The sequence below is a fragment of the Rhodoferax sp. genome, assembly GCF_018063565.1.
Taxonomy (GTDB): Bacteria; Pseudomonadota; Gammaproteobacteria; order Burkholderiales; family Burkholderiaceae_C; genus Rhodoferax.
Genome location: NZ_JAGPBB010000012.1, coordinates 34,936 through 61,232 on the forward strand (window position 1 = coordinate 34,936; position 26,297 = coordinate 61,232).

21 protein-coding genes and 1 pseudogene are annotated in these 26,297 nt (G+C 60.8%); 14 read left to right on the plus strand and 8 right to left on the minus strand.

Annotation, left to right across the window (positions count from 1 at the left end; translation table 11 throughout):
• Positions 1 to 81 precede the first annotated feature (81 nt).
• Positions 82 to 549 (plus strand): BON domain-containing protein, encoded by a 468-nt coding sequence (locus tag KBF66_RS04760; protein WP_296653074.1) that lies wholly within the window; start codon positions 82 to 84, stop codon positions 547 to 549.
• 14 nt (positions 550 to 563) lie between these two features.
• Here the strand turns inward: KBF66_RS04760 and KBF66_RS04765 are convergent, their stop codons facing one another.
• Both KBF66_RS04765 and KBF66_RS04770 read right to left on the minus strand, forming a co-directional pair.
• The gene (locus KBF66_RS04765) at positions 564 to 1,382 is read right to left on the minus strand and encodes a M90 family metallopeptidase (protein WP_296653079.1); all 819 of its coding nucleotides are present in this window, start codon (positions 1,380 to 1,382) and stop codon (positions 564 to 566) included.
• 57 nt (positions 1,383 to 1,439) lie between these two features.
• A complete protein-coding gene (locus KBF66_RS04770; protein ID WP_296653082.1) occupies positions 1,440 to 3,119 on the minus strand; it encodes an MBL fold metallo-hydrolase in 1,680 nt (559 codons plus the stop codon).
• A 152-nt stretch (positions 3,120 to 3,271) separates the two neighbouring features.
• Between KBF66_RS04770 and KBF66_RS04775 the strand changes: the two genes are divergently transcribed.
• From KBF66_RS04775 to KBF66_RS04815, 9 genes are all read left to right on the plus strand, one after another.
• Complete coding sequence (locus KBF66_RS04775) at positions 3,272 to 4,771, plus strand: bifunctional diguanylate cyclase/phosphodiesterase (RefSeq protein WP_296653084.1); 1,500 nt, start codon at positions 3,272 to 3,274, stop codon at positions 4,769 to 4,771.
• Positions 4,772 to 4,815: 44 nt separating this feature from the next.
• Positions 4,816 to 5,238 (plus strand): YchJ family protein, encoded by a 423-nt coding sequence (locus KBF66_RS04780; protein ID WP_296653088.1) that lies wholly within the window; start codon positions 4,816 to 4,818, stop codon positions 5,236 to 5,238.
• Between the two features lie 19 nt (positions 5,239 to 5,257).
• Positions 5,258 to 6,427: a hypothetical protein gene (locus KBF66_RS04785; protein ID WP_296653091.1), complete on the plus strand. Its 1,170-nt coding sequence runs from the start codon at positions 5,258 to 5,260 to the stop codon at positions 6,425 to 6,427.
• A 27-nt stretch (positions 6,428 to 6,454) separates the two neighbouring features.
• On the plus strand, positions 6,455 to 7,357 hold the full coding sequence (locus tag KBF66_RS04790) for a MotA/TolQ/ExbB proton channel family protein (protein WP_296653094.1): 903 nt from the start codon (positions 6,455 to 6,457) through the stop codon (positions 7,355 to 7,357).
• Between the two features lie 3 nt (positions 7,358 to 7,360).
• Positions 7,361 to 7,801, plus strand: coding sequence for a biopolymer transporter ExbD (locus KBF66_RS04795; protein WP_296653099.1), 441 nt, complete (start codon positions 7,361 to 7,363; stop codon positions 7,799 to 7,801).
• Positions 7,791 to 8,222, plus strand: coding sequence for a biopolymer transporter ExbD (locus KBF66_RS04800; RefSeq protein ID WP_296653104.1), 432 nt, complete (start codon positions 7,791 to 7,793; stop codon positions 8,220 to 8,222). The genes KBF66_RS04795 and KBF66_RS04800 overlap by 11 nt, the downstream gene beginning before the upstream one ends.
• Positions 8,223 to 8,324: 102 nt before the next feature.
• Positions 8,325 to 9,974 (plus strand): radical SAM protein, encoded by a 1,650-nt coding sequence (locus tag KBF66_RS04805; protein ID WP_296653109.1) that lies wholly within the window; start codon positions 8,325 to 8,327, stop codon positions 9,972 to 9,974.
• Positions 9,975 to 10,109: 135 nt separating this feature from the next.
• On the plus strand, positions 10,110 to 10,868 hold the full coding sequence (locus tag KBF66_RS04810) for a TSUP family transporter (RefSeq protein WP_296653113.1): 759 nt from the start codon (positions 10,110 to 10,112) through the stop codon (positions 10,866 to 10,868).
• Positions 10,869 to 10,896: 28 nt separating this feature from the next.
• Positions 10,897 to 11,931 (plus strand): GGDEF domain-containing protein, encoded by a 1,035-nt coding sequence (locus KBF66_RS04815; protein ID WP_296653117.1) that lies wholly within the window; start codon positions 10,897 to 10,899, stop codon positions 11,929 to 11,931.
• On the opposite strand, the gene mrdA is transcribed toward KBF66_RS04815, so the two are convergent.
• Genes mrdA through KBF66_RS04835 form a run of 4 tightly spaced genes read right to left on the minus strand, consistent with a single transcriptional unit; the run spans position 11,918 to position 16,476 of the window.
• The gene (mrdA, locus tag KBF66_RS04820) at positions 11,918 to 13,963 is read right to left on the minus strand and encodes a penicillin-binding protein 2 (protein WP_296653122.1); all 2,046 of its coding nucleotides are present in this window, start codon (positions 13,961 to 13,963) and stop codon (positions 11,918 to 11,920) included. The two genes, KBF66_RS04815 and mrdA, sit on opposite strands and share 14 nt — an antisense overlap.
• A gap of 6 nt (positions 13,964 to 13,969) precedes the next feature.
• The gene (gene mreD / locus KBF66_RS04825; protein WP_296653126.1) at positions 13,970 to 14,500 is read right to left on the minus strand and encodes a rod shape-determining protein MreD; all 531 of its coding nucleotides are present in this window, start codon (positions 14,498 to 14,500) and stop codon (positions 13,970 to 13,972) included.
• Positions 14,497 to 15,417 carry a rod shape-determining protein MreC gene (gene mreC, locus KBF66_RS04830; protein ID WP_296653130.1) on the minus strand — a complete coding sequence of 307 codons (921 nt, stop codon included), beginning with the start codon at positions 15,415 to 15,417 and terminating at the stop codon, positions 14,497 to 14,499. Before mreC ends, mreD begins: the two co-directional genes overlap by 4 nt.
• A gap of 15 nt (positions 15,418 to 15,432) precedes the next feature.
• The gene (locus tag KBF66_RS04835; protein ID WP_296653135.1) at positions 15,433 to 16,476 is read right to left on the minus strand and encodes a rod shape-determining protein; all 1,044 of its coding nucleotides are present in this window, start codon (positions 16,474 to 16,476) and stop codon (positions 15,433 to 15,435) included.
• 200 nt (positions 16,477 to 16,676) lie between these two features.
• On the opposite strand from KBF66_RS04835, the gene gatC reads away from it, so the two are divergent.
• From gatC to gatB, 3 genes are read left to right on the plus strand one after another with little or no spacing between them, the layout of a single operon-like run.
• Entirely contained in the window at positions 16,677 to 16,976 is a 300-nt protein-coding gene (gatC, locus tag KBF66_RS04840; RefSeq protein WP_296653140.1) for an Asp-tRNA(Asn)/Glu-tRNA(Gln) amidotransferase subunit GatC, read from the plus strand.
• Between the two features lie 18 nt (positions 16,977 to 16,994).
• On the plus strand, positions 16,995 to 18,485 hold the full coding sequence (gene gatA, locus KBF66_RS04845) for an Asp-tRNA(Asn)/Glu-tRNA(Gln) amidotransferase subunit GatA (RefSeq protein ID WP_296653143.1): 1,491 nt from the start codon (positions 16,995 to 16,997) through the stop codon (positions 18,483 to 18,485).
• A complete protein-coding gene (gene gatB / locus KBF66_RS04850) occupies positions 18,482 to 19,957 on the plus strand; it encodes an Asp-tRNA(Asn)/Glu-tRNA(Gln) amidotransferase subunit GatB (protein WP_296653148.1) in 1,476 nt (491 codons plus the stop codon). Before gatA ends, gatB begins: the two co-directional genes overlap by 4 nt.
• 355 nt (positions 19,958 to 20,312) lie before the next feature.
• On the opposite strand, the gene KBF66_RS04855 is transcribed toward gatB, so the two are convergent.
• Together KBF66_RS04855 and pyrE are read right to left on the minus strand one after the other, a co-directional pair.
• Entirely contained in the window at positions 20,313 to 25,001 is a 4,689-nt protein-coding gene (locus tag KBF66_RS04855) for a PAS domain S-box protein (RefSeq protein ID WP_296653152.1), read from the minus strand.
• A gap of 512 nt (positions 25,002 to 25,513) precedes the next feature.
• Complete coding sequence (gene pyrE / locus KBF66_RS04860) at positions 25,514 to 26,197, minus strand: orotate phosphoribosyltransferase (RefSeq protein WP_296653155.1); 684 nt, start codon at positions 26,195 to 26,197, stop codon at positions 25,514 to 25,516.
• On the opposite strand from pyrE, the pseudogene KBF66_RS04865 reads away from it, so the two are divergent.
• Positions 26,196 to 26,297, plus strand: a pseudogene (locus KBF66_RS04865) (exodeoxyribonuclease III); the annotation flags it as partial. The gene pyrE and the pseudogene KBF66_RS04865 overlap by 2 nt on opposite strands.

Sequence of the window (26,297 nt, forward strand, 5' to 3'; positions counted from 1 at the left end):
AGTACACGGCCCCGATGCTGGCGAGAAGGCAGCTCGGGTTCCCACAATTTTGCACATGGCGTGCCTACCCTGGAGATTTCGATGCGTCTGCTTTTTGCCCTGATCGCTTCCCTGGCCATGACGGCTGCCTTTGCCCAAAGTGGCAACAGCTCTGACGGCAATGTCAACAATAACGCGTTCAAGACGCTTGATAAAAACGCCGACGGCGGGCTGAGCAAAGACGAAGTGGCTGCAGACAAGGAAACCGCAAAACGCTTCACCAAGTTCGACGCCAACAAGGATGGCAAGTTGCAGGAGGCAGAGTACCTCAAGGCCGGGCAGGACAACGACAAACGGGTGCTGGCCGACTCCGCCATCACCACCAAGGTCAAAAGCAAATTTCTGATCACCAAAGGCATTCCGTCCACAGCGATTTCGGTCGAGACCTATGAAGGCACCGTGCAGTTGTCAGGCTTTGTGGACAGCAAGGAGCAGTTGGCATCGGCCGCCAAGGTCGCCAAATCGATCTCCGGGGTCAAGTCCGTGAAGAACAATCTGACGGTCAAGTAAATCGCAACTTGGCCTCACCAGCCGCGTGGATCCACCTGGTAATACTGGGTGAATTGCTGGTAGAGGGCCGGGTGTTCCTGCGCCATGGCGCCGGGTTGCTCAAAAAACACCTCGGATGCCACTGCAAAAAATTCAGCCGGGTCGGTGGCAGCATAGTCACCCAACAGACTGGGGGCGCCGCGCGTGACCCGCGCCTGCAGCGTTCTGAACTCTTCGCCTAACACCGCGGCCCAAGCCTGGTACTGCGAGGGGTGTGCCAGCTCTGGCGCGCCATTGGCCCAGCCGGTTTGCTGGTCGAGCTGATGGGCGAACTCATGGATGGCCACATTCTGCCCATCATCGGGAATGGCGGCACCGTCCACAGTGTCTTGCCAGGACAATACTACCTGGCCTTGCGACCAGGATTCACCCGCGAGAACCTGGCGCGCCCGATGCGCCACACCCACGCCGTCGGTGTGGTCACGCTGCACCACAAAACTGCCCGGGTACACCAGAATCTGCCGCAAGTTGGGGTAGTAAGCAGCGGGTCGGTTGAGTAACAGCAGGCCTGCATGTGCCGCAATGGTCACCCGCATGTCGTCGTCAATGGTCAGACCCTGACAGCCGGTAAACTGCTTTTCAGCCAGCAAAATCTGAATGTGCCCTTTGAGTTTTAGCTGCAGGTCGGTGGGCAGCTTTTGATAAAGCGGCACCCGCTGGCGCAGGATATGCCGCCAGGCTTCAGGAAATGGCTGACGGCGCAACGCCTGACGGCGCCGCTGACGCAGCCAGGGCTGCCCGATCAGCCAGGCCACCAGCAGCAAGGCCAAAACGGAGATGATGACGGCTGGCATGGCACATGGCCCGGGTTGGTTGCAACAGCGCCGTACTTGGGCACCCGGCGACAAATTTCAATCGTCGTGTCGATCAATCATCGATTCGATACGCGCCACATGGGCCAGCAGCGAGCGTTTCGCCACCGGCCACATGCGCGCAGGCACATCATCGTAAACCACGGCCAGCCAGTCATCCAGCGAGGCCTGGGGTTGTGCCTGCATGGCGCGCATCACCTTGGTTTCACGTTGCAGCCGGTGCTGCTTGAGGCGCAACAGCGCTGCCATCGCCTCGTCGTCCGGGCCGCCGATGGCATAACCATGGGCTGGCAGGATGAACTTGACCTGCTGTGCCTGACAGGCCGCGATCAACAGCTCAAGCGAATTCAGGTAGTCGTCCATGTCGCCGTCGGGCGGGTCGATTACCGTGGTGCTGCCGTTGAGAACATGGTCGCCTGAAAACAGCAAGCCGTCCTGCAGCAACAGCAGGCACAGGTGATTGGCAGCGTGCCCGGGCGTGTGAATGACCTGCAGCGTATGGCAGCTTTCATGCGAAGAATTGGCCTCTAGCCCAGGTGGGGAAAGGGTTAGCAGCTCTCCGTTCAAGAGCGACCTGTCGGGCGTGAAGGCGCTGGCCGCGCGCGCTGTGGCGGCACTGGCAAATCCCGCAATCGGCGGAGTGTTGGCGCATAGCGCCTGTAGCGGCTGCGCGCCGGGGGAGTGGTCGGGGTGTGAGTGGGTGCACACGATCAGGCGAATGTCGCCACCGGCGGCGCGATAAAGTTTGGCCAGATGCTCACCGTCCAGCGGGCCTGGGTCGATCACGATGTAGCCGGTGCTGGCATCACCCACCAGGTAGCTGTTGGTGCCGGGGCCGGTCATCACGCCCGGGTTGGATGCGGTCAGGCGCTGCACATTGTTGAGCAATGGCACCACCCGCTCGTGCTGCCAGTCCAAGGGGTGCACGATCTGGCCATCGGGACACACCAGGGCCAGTTCACCAAAAGCCGACTCATGCTCCATGTAACGCGCTTCGCGCCCGGCCAGCAGACCGGTGCGGGGGCAACTGGTCCACAAAGGCGCTTCGCTGACCGCGCAGGCCTGCAATACCGCCGCCACGTCGACAAAATCTAGCAGCCGTTCAAGCGTGCGGATGGTGGGGTAGATCATGAAGAAGCTACCCGACTTGTGGCGTGCCAGTGCATCGGCGGGTTTGACCCATACCGGCTCGAACTGTTCGGTTTCGTCGGCCACGGGCTGTTGATCAGGCGGCATTCGCGCCACCAGAAACGGGACATCAAAGCGTTTGGGCAGATCACGATCGGTGATCCAGCGCGCCAGCACAAACACGGCATCGGCCGCCAGCGTCAGGCCGGCGGCGCTGCATTGCGTGTGCAGATCGACTTGGCGGTCTAGTGCCTCGATGTCGGCCTGACTGGCCCAACGGCCGTCGGCATGGCGGGCCAGAAGCACGCCGAGTTCCTCGAAACTCTCGCGGATGGCAGCCACAGCCTGTGTCAGCTGCGTGCTGCTCTGGCTGATGCGCCGCTGCAACCTGGTGTGGCAGCCCGCATCTGCGACGTCCACACCGCCACCCGGAAACACATAGGCGCCTGGCACAAAACTGGCTGTGGCCGAGCGCCGGGTCATCAACACCTCCATGCCTTGATCGCCATCACGCAACAGCAACACGGTCGCAGCATCGCGCGCGGGAGCGGGCGGGCGGGCGGGGTACAGGAGCTGGGTTTGGCGTGGCATGGGGGAATTATCGGTGAGTCGATACAGTGCAAAGGTTTTTGCGTTGACGCACAATACGGCCCTCACCGCAGTCCATCTGGCGGCCCGTGGTGACATCAATTTCCTTGAACACCCCATGCGTTTGAAACATCGGACCGGAGGGTTTTTTGCGTATGAACCCTGAAGTTGTGGCATCGCCTGTGAGCATCTGGATGTATGTCAGTGTGGTCGCCATGGCGTTGGCCGTGCTGGGTTTTTCCCTGTATCGACGCGAGCTTCGGCGCAGCGAACGTTTGCTGGAGGATATTGAGCGCATGACTCAGCAGGCCTCCCAGGATCTGCTGCAGGAGCGCTCCAGTGGCCTGTTGACGCGTGCCGGGTTTGACGCGGCGCTGGACCAGGCCATGCATTCCGTGGACAGTCATGGCGGCACTTTCAGTGTGCTCTACATCGCACTGGACAATTTTGGGCTGCTGAACGATGCCTTCGGTCAGAGCATGGGTGACAAGGTGCTCAACGAGGTGTCGGTGCGTCTGGGCAAGGCATGTCGACAGACCTTGGGGTTGAGCCGCGTGACATCCGGCGAGTTTGCCCTCCTGGTCAGCGGAGATGCGACAGTGGCGCGCGCCGCGGCGATGCGGATTTCGACCTTGATGACCGAACCATTCGGGTTTGAGTCGTTCCCCGCGAGCGTGACATGCTCGGTTGGTGTCGCCACTTATCCCGAGCATGGCTCGCGCGCCAAGATCGTCTCCAACGCTGCCTTGGCCATGCGCAGTGTCAAACTCAATGGCGGTGCGGATTTCTGCATTTATGACCACAACATGGGCATGGAGCTGCGCGACCAGTCGATTCTGCTGCAGGACTTGCGAGGCGCACTGGAAAACGGCCAGCTGGAATTGTTTTTTCAACCCAAGATCGACGCACGCAGCCTGCAGGTGACGGCTGCTGAAGCCTTGTTGCGCTGGCACCATCCCGAACGTGGATCCGTCAGCCCGATGGTGTTCATACCACTGGCAGAGCGCTACGGGTTGATCGGCACCATTGGCAATTGGGTGATCGAGGAGGCATGCCGAACCGCCGCAGGTTGGCGTGAACGTGGTTTGCGAATGCGGGTGGCCGTCAATATTTCGGGTTACCAGATGCGCGAGGACGACCTGGTTGAGCGCATTGAGGCGGCGTTGTCACGTTTTGGCCTGCAGCCTGGGCGTTTTACCTGTGAAATCACGGAGTCCCTGGCCATGGAAGACACCAAAGTGACGCAAAGCACCTTGGAGAAGATGCGCCGATCCGGGTTTCATGTGTCGATCGACGATTTTGGCACGGGTTACTCCAGCCTGGCCACCCTGCGCCGCCTGAAGGCCGACGAGCTCAAGATAGACCGGGCTTTCGTCACGGACCTGGAGCACAGCGAGGATGCCCGCCTGATTGCCAACTCCATTGTTGGCATGGCACGTGCCCTGAAGTTGCGGGTTGTGGCCGAGGGCGTGGAAACGATCGCCCAGTGCAATCTGCTGGTCGAGATGGGTTGTGACGAGCTCCAGGGGTATTTGTTCTCGCGTCCGATCTGCGCGAAAGAGCTGGAACGTCTTGCGCTGGACGTGAAGGGGCCAGGCAGTGTCGCCTTCAGGGCATCGCTCTATTCAGCCACGGCCTACTTTGACGCGAGTTGAGTGCGCGCCGGTCGGTACCGGGCCTTCCCGTTACCATTGAACCCATGAAAGTCGCCAGCCTCTCATCAACCGCTCCATGTCCCTGCGGCAGTGGGCAAAGTTACGCCGCCTGCTGCGCCGTCTGGCACGATGGCTGGAACCAGGGCATTGACCCGCCCGACCCGCAGGTGCTGATGCGTGCGCGTTACAGTGCCTATGTTCTGGCTCGGGTTGACTATTTGCTGGCCACCTGGCATCCGGATACGGTGCCGGGAGAACTTGAGCTTGCGCCAGTCAAGTGGCTGGGCCTGGAGGTGCGTGACAGCCAGGCCAGCGTCGACGCAGGGGTGGTCGAGTTTGTGGCCCGTTACCGTGACAGGGGCCGCGGTGTCCGGATGCACGAAATCAGCCGGTTTGTACGGGAAAACGGTCGCTGGTTGTACGTCGATGGGCAGCAGCGGCTGGGCGACCCGCCCCAACCGGCTTGAACGGGCCTGACCGGTGTCTATGAGCTGCACACCAAGGCGTGCTGATCTGTCTGACCTGCAGCGGTCGCCAGTGTCACGGCCGGCGGCACTGGTCACCGGGGTATTGCATCTGGGTCTGCTGGTGCTGCTGCTGCAATCGGGCCCGGCCGTTCAGGTCAGCCAGCAGATTGTGCAGTATCTCAAGCCGATCACGCTGCCCCAGGAGCCACCGCCCAAGCCAGTGGTCCTACCCAAGCCTGAGCCGCCCCAATGGGACGCCAGGAAACCCACTGTCACGGTGACGGCACCGCCGCTTCAAAAGCGCATCACCGTGCCGCCGCCTGTCTTAGCACCACAGCCGCAGCCAGTCGTCCCAAAGCCGGTGCTACCGCCACCAGCACCGAAAAGCCCGCCAGAACCGGTTCCAACACCGGTGCTCACCGTGCCACCTGAACCCGTGCCACGGCAGGAGCCGATCACCAAGGCGTTGCCACAGGTGCCTGAGCCGGTGCCTGAACCCGTGCCGGTTGAAGTGCCAGTGGCCGAGCCCATGCCCATGCCGGTGGTGGCAACGCCTGTGCCAAAGGTGCCGCCGCTGCCGCAGCCGACCGCCCCCGCGTTGCGCGAGGCCAGCGAGCCGCCGGTGACGGCGACCGCCCCGGCTTTGCCAGCCCCGGCGCCGCGTGAGACGCCGGTTGAGCCGGTGGCAGCACTGCAGCCGCCGCCGGAAGTCAAGCCTGCACCGGCCCCCGCTGCGCCGGTGGGGCCGGCCCTGACGCCTGAGCGACTGCCACAGGTCGACCTGCGCCAGGCGCCTGTTGCAACTGCTGCACCGCCGCGTCCGGCTGCCATCACACCTGCCACACCGATCCAAAGTGCGCCTGTGCCATCGCTCGTCACTGGTCCAGCGGGGCCAGCAGCGACCGCCAGCAGCAGCAGTGTGGCCACTGCGGTTCCCGCCGGGCCGTCGATACGCAGTCCGCCGCGCAGCTTTCCCAATCTGATGCAGGCACGGCCTGGTCAACGCAGTCTGGCCGATTTGGCCAATGAGCAGATCAATGGCGGGCGCGCCCCGCGAGACCCGCTGGCTGACGGTGTGGCGGGTGCGGCCTTGCCGGATTGCATTGCCCCCAACCCAGGCGGCAGTCTGATCGGCTTGATCACCTTGCCGTATTCGGCGGCGACCGGCAAGTGCCGTATGCCCCGCTAATGTTCACTCTTCCCGAGGATTCATCCCATGATGCACCGTTTTGTTAACTTGGTCCGCTGGCGTATCGGCGCAGCGACTCTGGCATGTGCGCTGCTGCCGGCGCTGGTATTTGGGCAAACCGCCGGGCCGGCCGTTGCACCCGTGGCGGCGGTCTCGTCGCCGGTGTCAGCCGACACCCTGATTTCAGCGACCAGCCTGTCCAGCGCCGGTATCGTGGCGCCGGTGGCAGATGCGCCGGCACCACGTCAACCGTATGGGTTTCGGTCGGTATGGGCGCAGGGCGATGGGGTGGCTCGCCTGACCATCGTGGTGCTGCTGATCATGTCCTTGTTGAGCTGGTACATCATGGTGGCCAAGCTGATCGAGCAGCGGCGCCTGGCCGCCCAGTCATTGGCGGCGCAGCGGGTGCTCAGTGGCAGTGCACCGCTGACCAGCCGGGTGCAGACCTTGCCAGCCGGCAGCCCCTTTTACCTGCTGGTCGACTCGGCCTTGAAGGCAAGCGACCGCCATGCCGGTCTGTCCGGTCAGGTCGACCGGGCCAGCTGGCTGAGTCAGGACATCGTGGCGAGCGTGACCTCGTTGCAGATGCGCGCGCAGGACGGGCTGTCGGTGCTGGCAACGGTGGGTGCCACGGCTCCGTTTGTCGGTCTGTTTGGTACCGTCTGGGGCATCTACAACGCGCTGGTCACCATTGGTGTGTCCGGGCAGGCATCGATTGACAAGGTCGCAGGGCCGGTGGGCGAGGCCTTGATCATGACCGCGCTCGGCCTGGCGGTTGCGGTGCCCGCCGTATTGGGCTACAACTGGCTGGTGCGTCGCAACCGGGTCACGTTGCACGTCCTGCGCGGATTCGGGTCCGAGCTGCACACCCAGTTGCTGGAGGAGCTTGAACAACAAGCGCGCAACAATACCGAGCAGCAGGTGGCCTGAGCCATGGCCATCGTGTTCAAGGAGGGTGATCTGGCTGACGACACCATGCTGTCCGAAATCAACACGACACCCCTGGTGGACGTGATGCTGGTATTGCTCATCATCTTCCTGATCACCGTGCCCGTCATCAACACCTCGGTGGTGGTGCGTTTGCCCAGACAGGCCAACCAGCTGCAGCAGGGTGAGGCACAGGCGGTGTTGATTTCGGTGGATGCGCTGGGAGGCACCTACTGGTTTGACAGTCGTATCCAGGACCCGCAAACCCTGTCTGAGCGCTTGCGAGAGGTGGCGGCGCGCCAGCCACAACCGCCGATTCATATTCGTGGTGACGCGCGTGCCGACTACGCGGCGGTGGCGCGAGTGCTGCAGGCAGCGCAGGCGGCGGGTCTGGCGCGTGTCGGCTTTGTCACGGAACCACCTGGAGCGTCTGGCCATGGCGATTGACTATGCTGATCATGCCGATCTGGAGAACCTGAGCTTGTCTTCAGGCATCAACATCACACCCTTGATCGATGTGCTGCTGGTGTTGCTGGTGATGTTGATCATCACCATTCCGATCCAGCTCAACGCGGTTCATATGGAGCTGCCGGCGGGGGCACCGACGGCACCGACCCCGGTACCCCAAGTGGTCAGGCTTGAGGTGGGCGCCGACCACCAGATCAGCTGGAACGGCCAGGTCCTGTCAGATCGGGCCACTCTTTATGCACGCCTGCAGGCAGCGGCGGCACTGCCCGAGCCCCCTGAGATCCACGTCCGTGCACACGCCGCAGCCAAGTACGACACGGTGGCCGCGGTGCTGAGCGCAGCGCAGCGCATGGGACTGGAGAAGATCGGTGTGGTGGGGCTTGAGGCATATGCCCCCTGAATGGCAATTTTGACGCCATTGTGGGTTGAATTGTTTTAAAAAATATAGCAATAAAGTTCCGTGAATATTGGGCTAAAAGGCAATTTGACTCATAAAGTTGCCGTGGCGCCACGCATTGTGCTGTGCACGCTCAATGCCCGCTACATCCACGCTTCTCTGGGACTACGTTGTCTGTTGGCCAACCTGGATCGCCATGGTGGTGCGGGTCTGCGTGCACAGGCGGTGTTGCGCGAGTACACCGTTGCCCGACCAACACATGAGCTGCTGGCTGACTTGTTGCACTTGCTCGGCGATGAGCCGCAGGGTCCGGGCCAGACCTCGCAGGTGCTTGGTCTGGGCGTGTACATCTGGAACGTTGTGGCGACGACGGAGCTGTTGCGTCTGGTCAAACTGGCCCGGCCGCAGCTACGGGTGGTGCTGGGCGGCCCGGAAGTCAGCCACGAGACCGACGGGCAAGCGATTGTGGCGCTGGCTGACCATGTGATCACCGGTTGGGGTGAGGTGAGTTTTGCCTGCCTGTGCCGCGACCTGTTGCAAGGCGGACAGCCGCAGCCCAAGATCATGGCCGGGGTGCAGCCGGAACTGGCGCAGCTTGAATTGCCCTATGGCGAATACACCGGCGCTGACCTGGCGCATCGACTGCTGTATGTAGAGGCCTCACGAGGCTGCCCGTTTCACTGTGCATTCTGTCTGAGTGCGCTCGACAAAACCGCCTGGGCCTTTGATCTGACGCAGGTGCTGGCCGCACTGGAGGTGCTGTACCAGCGGGGTGCCCGGCACTTCAAGTTTGTCGACCGGACATTCAACCTGCGCCGGGACAACGCGCTGCGCATTTTGCAGTTCTTTCTCGACAAACAGGCCAGTGGGGCGCCCGGTCAGCCCGTGTCCCTGCATTTTGAGGTGGTTCCGGACCGCCTCGACCAGAGGCTGCGTGAGCACTTGGCACAGTTTGCTCCAGGTGTCCTGCAACTGGAGATGGGGGTGCAGAGCTTTAACCCGCAGGTGCAGCGCAACATCTCGCGCCGTCAGGACGATGAGGCGACTGCATTCAACATGCGCTGGCTGCTCGCACATAGCCATGCGCATCTGCATGCCGATCTGGTGTTCGGACTGCCCGGCGAAAGTCTGCAGAGTTTTGCGGAGGGTTTTGACCGCTTGTTGGCCATCGGCCCTCAGGAAATCCAGCTGGGTATTCTCAAGCGTTTGCGTGGTGCGCCGATGACCCGCCACGACCAGACCCATGGCACGGTGTATGCCTCGCAGCCGCCCTATCAGGTGACACAAACCGCATTGATCGATGCCGCCAGCATGCAGCGATTCGTCCGCTTCGCGCGGTACTGGGATCTGCTGGCGAATTCCGGTCGCTTTGTGCTCACCCTGTCCCTGTTGCTGGCAACAGGTGACCCAGCGACGGTACCGCAGGCAGTCGTGGCGGGCGGCGGGCCTGACGCGGCAACCGGGGCCAGGGCGGGTTCAGCGTTCTGGCGTTTCATGGATTTTTCGGACTGGTTGTGGCAACAGCTTGGCAGCACCCACCAACTGACACCGGAGCGGCTGGTGGATGCCCTGTTTGGCTACCTGTGCCAGGTCTTGCCGCTGCAAACGGTGCGTCAGGCCTTGCTGGCGGATTACGTGTCGAGCGGTGCACGCGCCAGCCCGCAGGCTTTGCGGGGCTGGTTGCCGCGCATGACTGACGGCACGGGCACCGTCGCGTCGACCCTGAAAGCGCGGCAACATCGCCATTCACGCTGAAGGCGGGTCGCCAGGCTGGTTTTGGGAGGTGCGCAAAGAAATGATCCAAACAAGCCACGAGCCCAGTATTCATCGACACTCATTGCTGTAAAAAGCAGAGTGACTGACGGCACTTCAGGGTGCGACAATCCGGGCATGGAATACCTGATTGTTTCGTTGGCCAGTCTGTTTGCCGGGTTTGTGGATTCGATTGTGGGAGGCGGTGGTCTGATTTTGGTGCCGGCATTGTTTGCCACCTTTCCCGCAGCGCATCCGGCCACCTTGTTTGGCACCAACAAAGGCGCCTCGGTTTGGGGTACGGCCTTTGCCACCTGGCAATACAGCCATCGGGTGGAGATGCGCTGGTCAGCACTTTGGCCCGCTGCCGCGGCAGGTTTGCTGGCGTCGTTGGCCGGTGCCTGGCTGGTGACGGTGATCTCACCCGATTTTTTGCGCCGCGTGCTGCCATTTGTGTTGCTGCTGGTGCTGCTCTACACCTTGTTGAAGAAGGACCTCGGGCGTTCACACCGACCCCAGTACGCGGGACGTCGCGAGCAGTCGATCGGCGTCGGCATCGGTTTGCTGATCGGGTTTTACGACGGGTTTTTCGGGCCCGGGGCCGGGAGTTTTCTGGTGTTCCTGTTTGTGCGTTTGATGGGTTACGACTTTCTCAACGCCTCTGCCGCCGCCAAGTTGATCAATACCGCCACCAATTTGTCGGCACTGCTGCTGTTCATTGCCAAGGGACACATCTGGTGGCATTTTGTATTGGTGATGGCGGCGGCCAATGTGCTGGGCAGTCTGCTGGGGACTCGCATGGCGCTGCGACATGGCACCGGTTTTGTCCGGGTGGTATTTCTGCTGGTGGTGTCTGCCCTGATTCTGAAAACGGGGGCAGATGCCTTTCTGAAATAGCGCAGTATCATTGCCCACCCCGATCGCCATGAACAAACCGCAGAAGTACACCCAGTCCAAGGAAAAAAGCGCCGAGTTGCTGCGCATTGTTCTGGCACGCATGGGGCAACATGATGCGGCGTTCAATCCACTCACTTTTACTGTCTGGTTTGAGTATGCGGCCGGGATCAACCATCAGCTGAACCAGGCCATTGATGCGTTGTTGCAGACGCAGCCGCGGCTTGGTGATATGGACTTGTGGAACCTGTACCACTCGCATGTAGCCGAGGTTGACCCACAGGCCATGCACCGTATCGGTGACGAGTTGCAACTGGTGATGAAAACGCTGGGGACGGCCGCCTCTGACACGGGTGGGCAGGCGGGAAAATTTGGCGCTCAACTGGAGAGTCTGGCGGCTGAACTGCAGGGTGTCAGTGACAAACTGGTGTCGCCTGCGATGACGCAGGCGATTGAAGGCACGACGCTGATGCGGCGTTCCGCGCAGGCACTGGAGTCTGAGGTGCGCAACAACCAGATTGAAATTCAACGGCTGCAAAGTGAGTTGAACCGGGTGCGTGATGAGTCGCTGGTGGACGCGCTGACGCAAGTGCTCAACCGCAAAGGGTTTGAAACCAAGCTGGCCGCCATGATGGGGCAGCCAACCGGCACGGACCGTGCCCACTGGCTGGTCATGTTTGACCTCGACCATTTCAAGAAGGTCAACGACACCCATGGCCATGTCATGGGTGACCGGGTTTTGCAGGCTTTGGGTGAAGTGCTCAAGAGTTGTCTGAGTGTGTGCCCGCACGCCAGTGTGGCTCGATACGGGGGGGAAGAATTTGCGCTGATGCTGCCCGACAGCAGCAAGGATGAATGCAGCAAAATGGCGGAACTGGTACGCACCCGGACCAAAGCCCTGAAAATCCGCGATCGGCGCACCCAGGAGGTGGTCCTGACCGTGACCATTTCCGGCGGTATGTCTGCCATGAAAGCTGATGACGACAGCCACAGCCTGGTGGCGCGGGCCGATGCGGCGCTTTACCAGTCCAAACAAGGTGGTCGTGACCGGATTACCTTTGCCTGAGTTTTGCGTCCGCGCCAGCAGGTGAGGATGCAGCAGCGTTCACCGGCGTCGATGCCGCAGGTGCCGGTGCGGCAAGGGGCTCGGAAGCACGGCTTGATGGCCATGCCATTTCGGCCGCCAGTCGCGGTTTGCCGATCGGGGCGGTGGCTTGACCCTTGCTGACGGCGTTCATGTCTTCCTCTGTGGGGTGCAGACCGAGTAACCAGTAATCGAAAACCCGACGCGCGATCGGCGCGGCCGATGCCGCGCCGAAACCGGCGTTTTCGACAATCGCTGCCAGGGCAATTTTCGGGTCATCTGCTGGCGCAAAAGCAATGTAGAGTGAGTGGTCACGATGCCGCTCGGCCATGCGTGCGGCGTTGTACTTCTCGTTCTTGCCCAGAGACACGGCTTGCGCGGTCCCTGTTTTGCCACCACTGAGGTAGGCTGCACCGGCAAAAACCCGGGTGGATGTGCCCCCTTGCGTCACCCCCACCATGGCTTGGCGCACCAGGTCAATGTCGGATTGGCGAAAGCCGAGGTTTTGCGCTGGCGTCGGTGCCACCGGGACACTGACCTGGGTGCTGGTGTCCTGAATCGCAATCACCAGATGGGGTACGTGTTTGATGCCGTTATTGGCCACCACGGCGGTGGCCTGTGCCATTTGCAGCATGGTGAAACTGTTGTAGCCCTGACCAATGCCGAGCGAAATGGTTTCGCCCGCATACCACTTCTGCTGTTCCGGACGTTTGTAATACCGTCGTTTCCAGTCTTGGCTGGGCAGCACACCGCGTACCTCGCCAAGGATATCGATACCGGTGATCTGGCCAAATCCCAGTGGTCTCATGAAGTCATGGATGGTGTCGACCCCCATTTCGTTGGCCAGCGAATAAAAGTAGACGTTGCTGGATTCCACGATGGCTCGGCGCATGTCCATGATGCCACCGCGCTCGTTCTCCGGACTGCCGAAGCGGTGTCCGCCAAACATGTAGTAGCCCGGATCATTGATCAGCACCGACGGCCCGCGGGTGCCGGTCTGCAAAGCGCCCAGCGCCATGAAGGGCTTGTAGGTCGAGCCGGGGGGGTAGGTGCCACGCAGCGCCCGGTTGAGCAAAGGGCGGTCGGGGGACTCATTGAGCAACTGCCAGTTCTCCTGGTCAATGCCTTCGACGAACAGGTTGGGATCAAACGTCGGCTTGCTGACAAAGGCCAGCACCTCACCCGATTTGGGGTCAATTGCCACCAATGCACCACGGCGCTCACCGTACATGTCTTCAATGAGCTTCTGCAGTTTGATGTCGATCGAAAGTCGGACGGTGTTGCCCGGCGTTGAGTCCTGGCTCGCCAGGCGTCGGGTGGCTCGCCCGCCGGCCGAGGTCTCCATGGCATCCACACCGGTAATGCCGTGCAACTGGCTCTCATAGCTTTGCTCGATGCCGAGCTTTCCGATGTAGTCGGTGCCCCGGTAGTTGGCCGGGTCATCCGACTCTTCAATGGCTTCTTTCTCGGCAGTGTTGATGCGACCGATATAGCCAATCACGTGGCTGGCCAGTTCACCGTAGGGGTAGTTCCGGAACAGGCGGGCTTTGATGTCAACGCCGGGAAAGCGCCAGCGCTGGGCGGCAAAGCGGGCCACTTCGTCGTCGCTCAGTCGGCTGCGCAGTGGCAGCGATTCAAAATTCCTGGCCTCATCGCGCAGTTTCTTGAAGTGCCTGCGGTCACGCGCAGTGATCTCCAGCACCTGCGACAACTCATCAATGGTCCGTTCCAGGTCAGTCACCCGCGACGGCGTGATCTCCAGTGTGTAGGCAGAGTAGTTGGTGGCCAGAACGATGCCATTGCGGTCCAGGATAAGCCCCCGGTTGGGCACGATGGGCACCACCGCCGTGCGGTTGTTCTCGGCCTGGGCTCGCAACTCGTCGTGACGCAGCACCTGCAGGTAAATCAGGCGGGCCACCACCAGTCCAAAACACACGGCCACGACGATGCTTGCGACCAGCACGCGCAACCGGAATCGTGATAACTCGGCCTGAACGTTGCGGATGACCGTCATCGTGTTTCACAGCGGGCGGTTGGCATCGGGATCGGGTGCCTGGCGCTGCGGCAGCAGCAGCAACACGCTGACGACCGGCCAAAGCAGGGCCTCGAGTACTGGAGCCAGCGCGATCCAGCCGCCGGGAAAGTCATCACCCGCAAGCAGGCGCACGCACAAGGTCAGTGCATGGGCCACCGCAAACAGCGGGAAAACCTGCGCCGCCTGGCTGGGGACACTGAACCACAGCAGTCGGCGGTGAATGCCGATCGCCAAAAAGACCAGTACCGTGTACGCCAGGGCATGTTGACCCAGCAAGGCGCTTTGATGCACATCCATACACAAGCCCAGCACGAAGGCCGCAGCCACCCCAATGCGCTGGGGTTGGTGGATGGTCCAGAAAACCAGCACCAGCGCCAGCAGTTCGGGCTGCCAGGCGGCGCGTCCCCATAGCGCCATGTTTTGCAGCATGTCCAGCGTCATCGCACTCAGCAGGCTGCCCCAGATAAAAACCGGGTTGGCCGGCAGCAGCAATTGCTGCCCTTTGGGCATGATCATGGCCTGGCTCCGGAATTCGGCGGGTTCCTGCCAGGAACGGGGTCCGGCGGAGGCGGGATCGACCCTGCCACGGGCTTGAGGACCAGGACATGCAGACTTCCCGCTGCCCGTGCCACCGGTTCACAATGTATGCGTGCGAATGCCGAGTCGGCGCGCCGTTCTATTTTGGCGATCCGCGCCACCGGTACCCCTGGTGGGTAAACCCCATCCACGCCACTGGTGGTCAACAGGTCTCCGTTTTGCATGTCGACATTGGCGTCCATGAACCTCAGCTCAAGCTGACCGCTACGCAACACGCTGTTGCCAAACGCCAGCCCGCGTGCGCCGGTCCGAACATTGAGGACCGGAATGGCCTGGTTGCGGTCGGTGATCAGCGTCACTTCGCTGAGCAGTGGATACACCCGTGTCACCTGACCCAGAATACCCGTCTCGTCAGCGACGGGTGAGCCGGCCTGCACGGCGGCGATTGAGCCTTTGTCGATGATCACTTTGCGGGTGTACGGGTCAGCGGCGTCGTACAGCACCTGCGCCGCCAGTGCCGGTGCAGCCACGCGCTCGCGCATCTCCAGCAAGGCACGCAGGCGCGTGTTCTCCAGGGTCAGTTGCTCCACCTGCAGCGCACGCTGGGACTGCAGTCCCAGCTTGAACTGCGCCGCAGCCTCACGGGTCTGTGATTGTGAAAGCGACTCGAAATAGTGGCTGGTGTTCTGAATCAGCCGCACCGGTTGCAAACCCAGCCATTGCAGCGGGTACAAAGCAGCTGCCACCGCCACCCGCAGCGGATCGGCGATCCGAAAGCGCAGGTCGGCGACCATCAATGCCACACAGATCAGGCTGAAAAAAACCAGCTTGCTGAGCGCCGATGGTCCCTGGCGGAAAAAAGGTGGCGGCGTGCCGTCCAGCGTACCCAGTGGCATCGCTGTACTGCCTGACTATTCGCTGGTGAAGATGGAGGACAGGCGCTCCATTTGCTCCAGCGCCATGCCACAGCCCCGCACCACGCAGGTGAGTGGGTCTTCGGCCACCAGCACCGGCAGGCCGGTTTCTTCGGCCAGCAGGCGGTCCAGGTCGCGCAGCAGGGCACCGCCACCGGTGAGCATCATGCCGCGGTCGGCAATGTCCGCACCCAACTCAGGCGGGGTTTGCTCCAGCGCGTTCTTGACGGCAGACACAATGTTGTTGATCGGGTCGGTGAGCGCTTCGAGGATCTCGTTGCTTGAAATTGTGAAACTGCGCGGCACGCCTTCTGAGAGGTTGCGTCCACGCACTTCCATCTCGCGCACCTCGCTGCCAGGGAAGGCACTGCCAATGTTTTTCTTGATGGCCTCTGCGGTGGGCTCGCCAATCAGCATGCCATAGTTGCGCCGGATGTAGTTGATGATGGCATCATCGAACCGGTCGCCACCCACACGTACGCTGCCTTTGTAGACCATGCCACCCAGCGAGATGACCCCAACTTCCGTTGTGCCACCGCCAATATCGACCACCATCGAGCCGGAGGCCTCGGACACAGGCAAACCAGCGCCAATGGCGGCCGCCATGGGTTCTTCGATCAAATAGACATCGCTGGCGCCGGCGCCAAGAGCCGACTCGCGGATGGCGCGGCGCTCCACCTGGGTTGAACCGCAGGGCACACAAATGATGATGCGCGGGCTGGGCCGGAATACGCTGCGCGGGTGCACCATCTTGATGAACTGCTTGAGCATCTGCTCGGTCACCGTGAAATCGGCAATCACACCGTCTTTCATGGGGCGGATCGCCTCGATGTTGCCGGGCACCTTGCCCAACATCGCCTTGGCTTCCTTGCCGACGGCCTGAATCGTCTTCTTGCCTTGCGGGCCGCCCTCATGGCGGATCGCCACCACCGAAGGTTCATCCAGTACGATGCCCTTGTCCCTGACGTAGATCAGGGTGTTGGCGGTGCCGAGGTCAATGGCCAGGTCAGTCGAGAAGTACTGACGGAAAGTTCCAAACATGCGAATATCCTCTGGGCACAAGGGGCGCTTCGGCCCGCATGTCGCCCTGTAATGTGTTCAAAATGGTGAATTTTCGGCAGTAAACCATGCCGATTCAGGCTGCAGCCCAAAGGCGGGATAATACCCTATTGCCTGTGTATAACTATTTCTGCGGATGGTCAACCATCACGATTACCTGATTGCTGCAATCAAAAAAAACCATGTCCCTGACCCTTACTGACATCGACCGGCTGGCCCATCTGGCCCGGCTGGGTCTTCAACCGGAGCAATCTGTACGGATGTGCTCGCAACTTAATGATTTTTTCGGCATTGTCGAGAAAATGCGTGCCGTCGACACCACCGGCATCGTGCCGCTGGCGCATCCGGTGGATGTGACCGGCACCATGGCCCTGCGCTTGCGCGACGATGTGGTCAGCGAGTCCAACCAGCGCGAGGCGAACCAGCAGAATGCACCGGCCGTGGAGTCAGGGCTTTTCCTGGTTCCCAAGGTTATCGAGTAAACCGGGGCGGCACCTACCATGACCATTGCTACCGATCTGCATGACCTGACGGTCACTGAACTGGCCAGCCAGCTGCGCCAGCGCAAAATTTCTGCCGTGGAGACCGCGCGGCACTTCCTGGGCCGCATGGAGGCCCATCGTGAACTGGGTGCTTTCCTGCATGTGTCGCCCGAAGTCACGCTGGCGCAAGCCCGGGCGGCCGATGGCCGTCTGGCGGATGGCACGGCCGGCGCGCTTGCCGGGGTGCCGATCGCGCACAAGGATATTTTTGTAACCCGGGACTTTGTCACCACCGCTGGATCAAAGATGCTGCAGGGGTACCGTTCGCCATTCAATGCCACCGTGGTGGAGCGGCTGGCACAGGCGGGTGCGGTGACCTTGGGCAAACTCAACTGTGACGAATTCGCCATGGGCTCGGCCAACGAAAACTCGGCCTATGGCCCTGTCAGGAACCCTTGGGACACGCATCGCACCCCAGGTGGCTCCTCGGGCGGCAGCGCGGCCGCAGTGGCTGCGCGCTTGACACCTGCCGCAACCGGTACCGATACCGGCGGCTCCATCCGTCAGCCGGCCTCCTTTTGTGGCATCACCGGCATCAAGCCGACCTACGGGCGCGCTTCAAGGTACGGAATGGTGGCATTTGCCTCCAGTCTCGACCAGGCTGGCCTGCTGGCGCGCAGTGCCGAGGATTGTGCGCTGCTGCTGTCGGTGATGTGTGGGCCTGATGCAGATCGCGACGCCACCTCACTGGATATTGCACCAGAAGACTATTCCAGCCAGCTCAACAGCAGCATTGACGGCCTGCGAATTGGTGTGCCCGACGAGTTTTTTGGTGAAGGTTTGAGCGCCGATGTCCGCGCCGCGGTGGATGCAGCGCTGAAAACTTACCAAAACCTGGGCGCGCGGCTGGTGCCGATCTCGCTGCCGCGCACCGAGCTGTCGATTCCGGTGTACTACATCATTGCGCCGGCCGAAGCATCCAGCAACCTGAGCCGGTTTGACGGGGTCAAGTTTGGCCACCGTGCCAAAGAATTCAAGGACTTGACCGGCATGTACGAGCAAACGCGGGCCGAGGGCTTTGGCGACGAGGTCAAGCGACGCATCATGATCGGCACCTATGTGCTCAGTCATGGCTATTACGATGCTTACTATCTGCAGGCGCAGAAGATCCGTCGCATGATTGCAGATGACTTCCAACAGGCGTTCCAGCAATGTGATGTGATTGCCGGCCCGGTGGCACCGACGGTGGCCTGGGCACTCGGCGGCCATGGCAACGACCCGCTGGCAGACTATCTGGCCGACATCTTTACCTTGCCGGCCTCACTGGCCGGTTTGCCGGGCATGAGTCTGCCGGTGGGTTTTGGGGACGGGAACATGCCAGTCGGAATGCAATTGATCGGCAACCACCTGACTGAGTCGCGCCTTCTCAATGTGGCGCATCGATTTCAGCAGGACACCCAATGGCACACCGTCAAGCCGGCGGTGCCAGCAACAGGAGTGCGTCCATGAGTACGCCAGCAGACACAAGCATCACAACAAAGTCCCTGCTGGTGCGGGGCTACGAGGTGGTCATCGGGTTTGAAACCCACGCCCAGCTCGCCACACAGTCCAAAATCTTCAGTCGGGCCGCGACCGCTTTTGGAGCCGAACCCAATACCCAAGCGTGTGCGGTGGACCTGGCCCTGCCTGGCACCCTACCGGTAATGAACAAGGGTGCAGTCGAATGTGCCATCAAGCTCGGCCTGGCGCTGGGCAGCACGATTGCGCCGCGCAGCATTTTTGCGCGCAAGAATTACTTTTACCCCGATTTGCCGAAGGGCTACCAGATCAGCCAGTTTGAGATTCCGGTGGTGCAGGGTGGCTCGGTTGAGTTTTACCTGGGCGACGAGAAAAAGTCAGTACGCTTGGTGCGCGCCCATCTGGAGGAAGATGCGGGCAAGTCCTTGCACGAAGACTTCATTGGTCAGACCGGTATCGACCTGAACCGGGCTGGTACACCCCTGCTCGAGATCGTGACCGAGCCCGACATGCGCTCCACCGCCGAGGCTGTGGCCTACGCCCGGGAGTTGCACAAGATCGTGACCTGGATCGGCATTTGTGATGGCAACATGCAGGAAGGCAGCTTCAGGTGTGACGCCAACGTGTCGGTGCGCAAGCCCGGTGCGCCGCTGGGCACACGGCGCGAGATCAAGAACCTTAACAGCTTCAAGTTCATGCAGCAGGCGATCGATTTTGAGATCCGCTGGCAGATTGACGAAATTGAAGACGGCCGTGCCATCCAACAGGCCACCGTGCTGTTCAATCCCGATACCGGCGAGACGCGTGCCATGCGCAGCAAGGAAGACGCGGCCGACTACCGCTACTTTCCCGACCCAGACTTGCCTCCGCTGGTGGTGGCGCCCGAGTGGGTGCAGCAAGTGCGTGCGGCGATGACCGAGCTGCCGCGTGTCATGGCTGCACGTTTTATCACTGCCTATGATTTATCGGATTATGATGCTTCAGCGCTTACCCAGAGCCGTGAGGTAGCTAGCTATTTTGAAGCGGCTGCAAAAGCCTGCGGGCAAGCCAAACTGGTCGGTAACTGGATCATGGGCGAGATCTCGCGTCGCCTCAACACCGCCGAGCAGGACATCAGCGCCTGCCCGGTCAAACCGGCGCAGTTGGCGCAGCTGATCGGGCGCATCCATGATGGCACCATCTCGAACAACGCCGCGCGTCAGGTCATGGATGCGCTGTGGGCAGACCCGCAAAGCGGGGTCGATGCGGTCATTGAGGCCAAGGGCCTCAGGCAGATGAACGACAGCAGCGCGCTGGAAAAGATTGTGGATGCCGTGCTGGCGGCCAACCCGAAGAATGTGGCCGAGTACCGTGGCGGCAACGCCAAGGCGCTGAATGCGCTGGTCGGCCAGATCATGAAAGGCAGCCAGGGCAAGGCCAACCCGCAGCAGGTCAATGAGGTGCTGCGTCAAAAACTGGGGTGAGGCGGGGTCGGGTGAAAGAGGTTATCAGGGCGACTGTCCCCCACTGTTTTCTGACATAAAGTGGCTCTAGCGCTTCTTGATATTGGGTTATTTGCTATACAAGTTAAAGCTTGACCGGCGACCGTACCTGCTGTGTAGTGGTTGGGCTGGTGCTGACGTGCACCGTGAATCTGCGCTCGAGGCTTCGTCCAAGGTCGGGCGAGGGTGTTCAAACATCAGAAGTCCAGTGACTGCTGTACCCGTGAGACCGGTCTTTCATTGGGATTGCCGTTGGTGAGCTTCGTGCCCATTGCTGTCAGTCAGGCTAGGGCCAGAAGCCAAAAACCTTCTTGAATAAGCCCTATTCCCGGCCTTGTTACCGCAACATTGCCAACAGCTGCGCCAGCAAACGGTCGCGCAAGCGGTAAAAATCCTCCATTCGCGCCAGCAACGCATCCGACTGGCCAGATGACTTCAGGCTGAACATCTCTGTCGCCAAAGCATGGATTTCGCTATGCAAAGGTTCAATCGCCGCGATGGCTGCTGAATGATCGGCATGCTGCTCGCGGGCGTGGCCAAGCCATTGCCCAACACGGCAGGTTTTGCAATCCAGGGGCGGCGAGTCGCTGCGTTCAGCGTTCAAGTAGCTCACAACATGCGCGATCCAGGCGCGATGTTCCACCCAGGCGTGCAAAATGGGCATGTCTTCGCGCCGGATCGGTGCACGGCCAAACCAGGCCACATCCGGACGCCAGGTTGCCAGCCAATTGGGTATGGCAGCAGCCGGCATGGGGCGCGCGATGGCATAGCCTTGTACCAGCGGGCAGCCGAGCTGCAGCAGGACCTCGCCATGGGCCAGGGTTTCCACCCCTTCGGCGATCGCCTGACGGCGAAATGCACTGGCCAGACCGAGTACGCCGTCCAGAATCGCCAGATCGTCGGGGTCTTCCAGCATGTCGCGCACAAAGCTCTGGTCAATTTTCAGCATGCCAGCAGGTAGACGCTTCAGATAGGTGAGCGAAGAATAGCCCGTACCAAAGTCATCGAGCGCGAACCCAACCCCCATCTCGTGACAAGCCAGGATCACGCCCGAAACATGGGCGATGTCTTGCAGTGCGCTGGTTTCCAGCACTTCGAGCTCCAGGTCGCCGGCCACGACCCCAGTGTGCCTCGACAGTTGCTGGCGCAAGCGCTCAACAAAATCCGCTTGCTCCAGCTGGATGGCATCAATGTTGACGCTGACCGGCAGCACCAGGCCGGCAGCCTTCCAGGTCTCGATCTGCGTCATGGCGACATCCAGCACCCATTCGCCAATCTCAATGGCCAGTGGATGCTCGGCAATCAGCGGCAAAAAGGTGACTGGTGGCAGCAAGCCCTTCTCTGGGTGCTGCCAGCGGATCAGGGCCTCAGCGCCGACAACGACACCCGTGCGCATGTTCACCTTGGGCTGGTAATACAGAACGAACTCCCGCTCGTCCAGCGCCTGCTTGATGCGCTCCAGGCTTTCGTGATGACCGCGCACGCTGCGATCGTGTTCGGTATCAAAGACGTGATAACGATTTTTCCCAGATTGCTTGGCCTGATACATCGCCTGATCGGCCTGACGCAGCAGTTGCTCGGCATCAATGGCATCCGCCTGTGGGTAAAAAGTGACCCCCAGGCTGGCCGAAACCCGCAGGGCATTGCCGTCTTCGTAAACCACTTCTGCCGCCGCTGCGATCAGGCGCGAAAGCAAGGGCGCTGAGGATTCGACATCCGACAGATCCAGGAGAATTGCGACGAATTCATCACCCCCCAAACGCGCCAGCGTATCGCCCTCCCTTAATGATGCTTTCATGTGGCCGGCGAGCGCGGTGAGCATGCGGTCCCCCACATCGTGACCGTATTGGTCATTGATCGCCTTGAATCCATCCAGATCAATATAGGCCACCGCCAGCACTTTGTTATGGCGCTGCGCTTGCGCCAGGGCCTGGTGCAGGCGGTCAGCCAGCAGGACACGATTGGGCAGAGCGGTCAGGGTATCGAAATGGGCAATGTGTTCGAGTTGCTTCTGGTGCGCCGCGCGCTCAGTGATGTCATGGCCAATCCCCAGAACACCCACCAGTCGGCCGTCTGGCATGCGCATCGGCGTTTTGGTGGTCTCCAGCAAAACGCGGCGGCCGTCGCTGGCACAGGTGGTCCATGCTTCGTTGCGGGTTGCCGCACCGCCAGCAATGGCGGCGCGGTCTTGTGCGCTATAGGAGTCGGCCAGCTCCTTGGACACGAAGTCGTAATCGGTTTTGCCGACAATGTCACTTTCAGTCACGTTGGCAAAACGTTCAAATTCCGGATTGCAGGCGAGATAGGTGCCGTCTCCCGCTTTCAGCCAGATCAGATCGGGGATGGTATTCACCAGGGTTTGCAGTTGCGTACGCTGAATTTCCATCGCCTGCTGTGTGCGGCGCTGCTCACTGATATCGAGGCCAACACCCAGCAGGTAGAGTTGATCACCAATGGTGCTACGGTGCCCTTGGAGGTGGTAGGGCAGTTTGCGTCCATCCTTGGTCTGGACATCCGCTTCGACTTCCGCCGTCCCTTGCGTGAAGACCCGGTGCATGGCTTCGACCACCTGCCGCCGGTCATCCCCGGCAAAAAAGTCAGTGGCCCGCATGCTTGCCAGTTCGACATCGGTATAGCCAGTCAGTTGGCTGAACTGATGATTCCAGCGCACAAAGCGGCCGGTCGCGTCAAACATGTAGAAAACGCCGGGCAGGGCATTCAGGGAATCTTCTGAAAACTGCTTTTCGTGAAGCAGCGCGATTGCCGCCTGCTTGCGCTCGGTAATGTCAGCCGAATAGCCTGCTGCGAACAGAGGGCGCCCCACAGAATCACGCTGCACCACCCGGCCCACCGTTTGCAGCCATCGGTAGCCGCCAGCGTGGTCGTCGAAGCGGTACTCAAAATCGAAGCCGCGGGTGTCGTCCGGTTGCAGAGCCCGCGCTATTTTCTCGGTGAATCGCGTGCGGTCATCGGAGTGCACCCGCGCCTGCCAGCCTGCCAGCGTATCAGGGGCATCGGCCTTATCCAGGCCTAGATCGATCATGTCGCTGCTGTCGTAGCCCAGTTTGCCGGTGGTGAAGTCCATTTCCCAAATCAGGATCTTCGACGCGTCCAAAGCCAGGGCGAGACGACGTTGCTCCCGTTTTTGCTCGGAGACGTCGCGAGCAAATCCGACACTGCCTACCACGCCACCGGTACCGTCGAAAACCGGGGCTTTGTAGGTCTCAAACCATTTTCGCGTCCCGTCGGCATCGACGATCTCTTCCTCGACGTTCTTCTTGTTCCCGGAAGCGAGCACGGCCCGGTCGTCGCTCCGGTAGCCCTCGGCCAAATCAGCGGGTGCAATGTCGAAGTCGTTCTTGCCGACCAGGTCGGCAGAGTGGCGTTGGCCGAACAACTGCGCGAACCCCTGGTTGACGGCGAGAAAACGGCTCTTGGTGTCCTTGAGCCAGACAGCGAAAGGGAAGTTGTCGAGCAAGGCACGCTGATATTGCTCGCGCTGCTGCAGTTCGTGCTCTTTTTGCTTGCGCTCGGTGATGTCCTCGCCAGCTGACAGGCCACCAATGATGTTGCCGTCCTTGTCGCGTATGGTGCTGTTGTGCCAGGCAATCAGGCGCTCGTCATTGCTGCGTGTACGTACCGGATTCTCAAAGTACTCGGAACCAGCCAGGTCGCCCGCCAACGCCATTTGGAACACCTTGCGCACCTGGTTGACATCGATTCTGTGGGGCAGGCAGGTGGCAAACCAATCCTGACCGATCAACTCGTCTTCGGTGTAGCCCAAGAGCTGGCACGCCTTGCGGTTGGCCAGCGTGATGCGTCCTTCGGTGTCAAGCGCGACAATCATCGCTTCCACCGTCGCCAGAATGTTGCGGGTGCTGTCGCGCTCAAATCGAAGCGCCTGTTCTTTCCTGATCTCTTCGGTGATATCCAGGCTTAACCCGACCAGCGCCACCGGGCGTTGATCGCCATCCCGCTTGACGGCCTTGATGACGCGCAGGTCATGGATCTGACCATCAACGAATGGCAGGCGCTGGTGCGTGACGCTGACGTCGGCACTGGCCAAAGCCTTGGCATCAGAGTCCAGACATTGCGGCCGGAACTCCGGCGCAATCAGCTCGCCGTAATGGTCAACCGACCGAAACTGCGCCTCCGAAATCCCGGTGGCCTGACAAAACGCCTTATTGACGAAGGCCATCTTGCCCTGGCCATCCTGAAGCCAGATTCCGATCGGCGCATAGTCCAAAATCAGTTGCAGCGATTCCCGCTCACGCCGCAATGCCTGTTCGGCCCTGACTTGATCGGTGATCACGCGGGCGATGCCAAACAGACCGGTAATCTCACTCTGCGCATTCCTGATCGGATGCTTGCGGTTGTCAACCCACCCTTTGGAGCCGTCAAGGGTCGCGTATTCCTGAATCTCATGCGCCACCGTCATTCCCGCGAACACCTGCTTCTCCAGGCGGTAATAGATATCGGCATACTCCTCGGGGAACACGTCGTAATCTGTTTGTCCGATCAGGTCGGTCCAGTGCGTCGAGGGCTCGGTTACGCTGACCAGGGTTTGGCTGGCGCCGGTAAAAACGTGGTGTCGATCCTTGAAAAAAATGAAATCATTGGTGCTTTCCATCATCGAGCGAAAACCGGGGTTGGCAGCCAGTGCATCCGTCGGGTCAAACAGGCTTTTGGCATCGCGCAGACGCAGGTTGAGAACCGCACCAGCCGCCGTCAACTGGTGGTCATATTCGGCAACCAGACAGCGGATACGGCCATTTGCCTGGCGCATGCGCAAGTTGCTGACGTGGGTTTGTGGCTGGGCGGCAGACGGCGGCTCAATGCACAACATGGCATCCAGCACATCCTGATCGTCAGGGTGGACCAGAGCCATGATCGACACCTTCCCTTGCAGAAGCAGGCTGGCGTTGTAACCGAGCATCGACTCGACATCGCCTGCAACCGATAAAACGGTGTGTGGCGCAACCGGCAGAAACTTCAACCTGGCTTCGAGTTGAATTGGAGTAAGCATGAGATCTGTTATGCGCTGAACCAGCGGCAATTTACCGTCCATTCTATTGATGACAGGCAAGGCCCGGTTGCCTCAATCGCTCGGCTGGACCTTGGCCTTAGATGTTTTCTCAGGGGCCTGCAGGCGATGCCCTTGCAAGCCGGCAAGACCAGGCTGTTTTTGCGGCCCGTCGATGCAAACATCAGCCCGCGGGGCCACAAAATCAACGTCCGATCTGGTGGCATCTCGAACATGCGGCAGGCCGTTGGCTTGTCGAGTGCCAGTTCAACACCATCCCTACGGCAACTCGGTGGTTTGCGCATTCATGGTGCTGTCACAAGCCACCCACAAAGTTTGTCACTACTCAGAAACACAGGGGGCGTGGCGATAACCAATTTCCGAATCATTGACAGTGCGAGGATGGCTTCACAGCCCCGTCGCCCGTGTGCCACGCAAGGCCAAAAAAACTGGAAAATAGGCCCCTAGCGCTTGACCATATTCAATCCAGTGCTATGAAAAATATCCAGGCGCAGTCAATCAGTCACACCGTACCGTGCCCGGTAGGCCAGCACCCGCTGGTGGGCGCTCGCCAATGCCGGCGTATCCTGATGCTGTAAAAACTGCATCAGGTCGTCTAGCCGGGCAATCGCCGCCACCTTCAGCCCCAGCGTGCCACGTACGTACTGCACTGCGCTGTGCGGCACGTCCTGACCGCCTTCGGTTGCCTTCTCCTGCCGGTCCAGCGCAATCACCACCGCGTGGGGTCGGGCACCCGCAGACTCAATCAGCGCAATCGACTCCCGCACGGCGGTGCCGGCTGACATCACATCGTCAACAATCAGCACCCGCCCCTGCAACGGTGCCCCCACCAGCGTGCCGCCTTCGCCGTGGTCCTTGGCTTCCTTTCGGTTATAGGCAAAAGGCACACTGCGACCGCGCCGCGCCAGCTCCGCGGCCAGTACGGCGCCAAGGGGGATACCCTTGTAGGCAGGGCCAAAAATCATGTCGAATTCGATCGGGCTGGCCAGCAGCCGCTGGGCATAAAATTGTGCCAGCCGGTCAAGTTTGGCGCCATCGTCAAACAGCCCGGCGTTAAAGAAGTAGGGGCTCATACGCCCCGCTTTGGTTTTGAACTCGCCAAAACGCAACACACCACAGTCCACCGCAAACTGCACAAATGCCTGCGCCAGCGGATCCTGAACCTGCTCTGATGACATGGGGAATTCCTTGTTTAAACTGACCACACTCAACCTCAATGGCATCCGGTCCGCAACCAGCAAGGGCCTTGAAGCCTGGCTGGCCGAAAGTGCGCCAGAT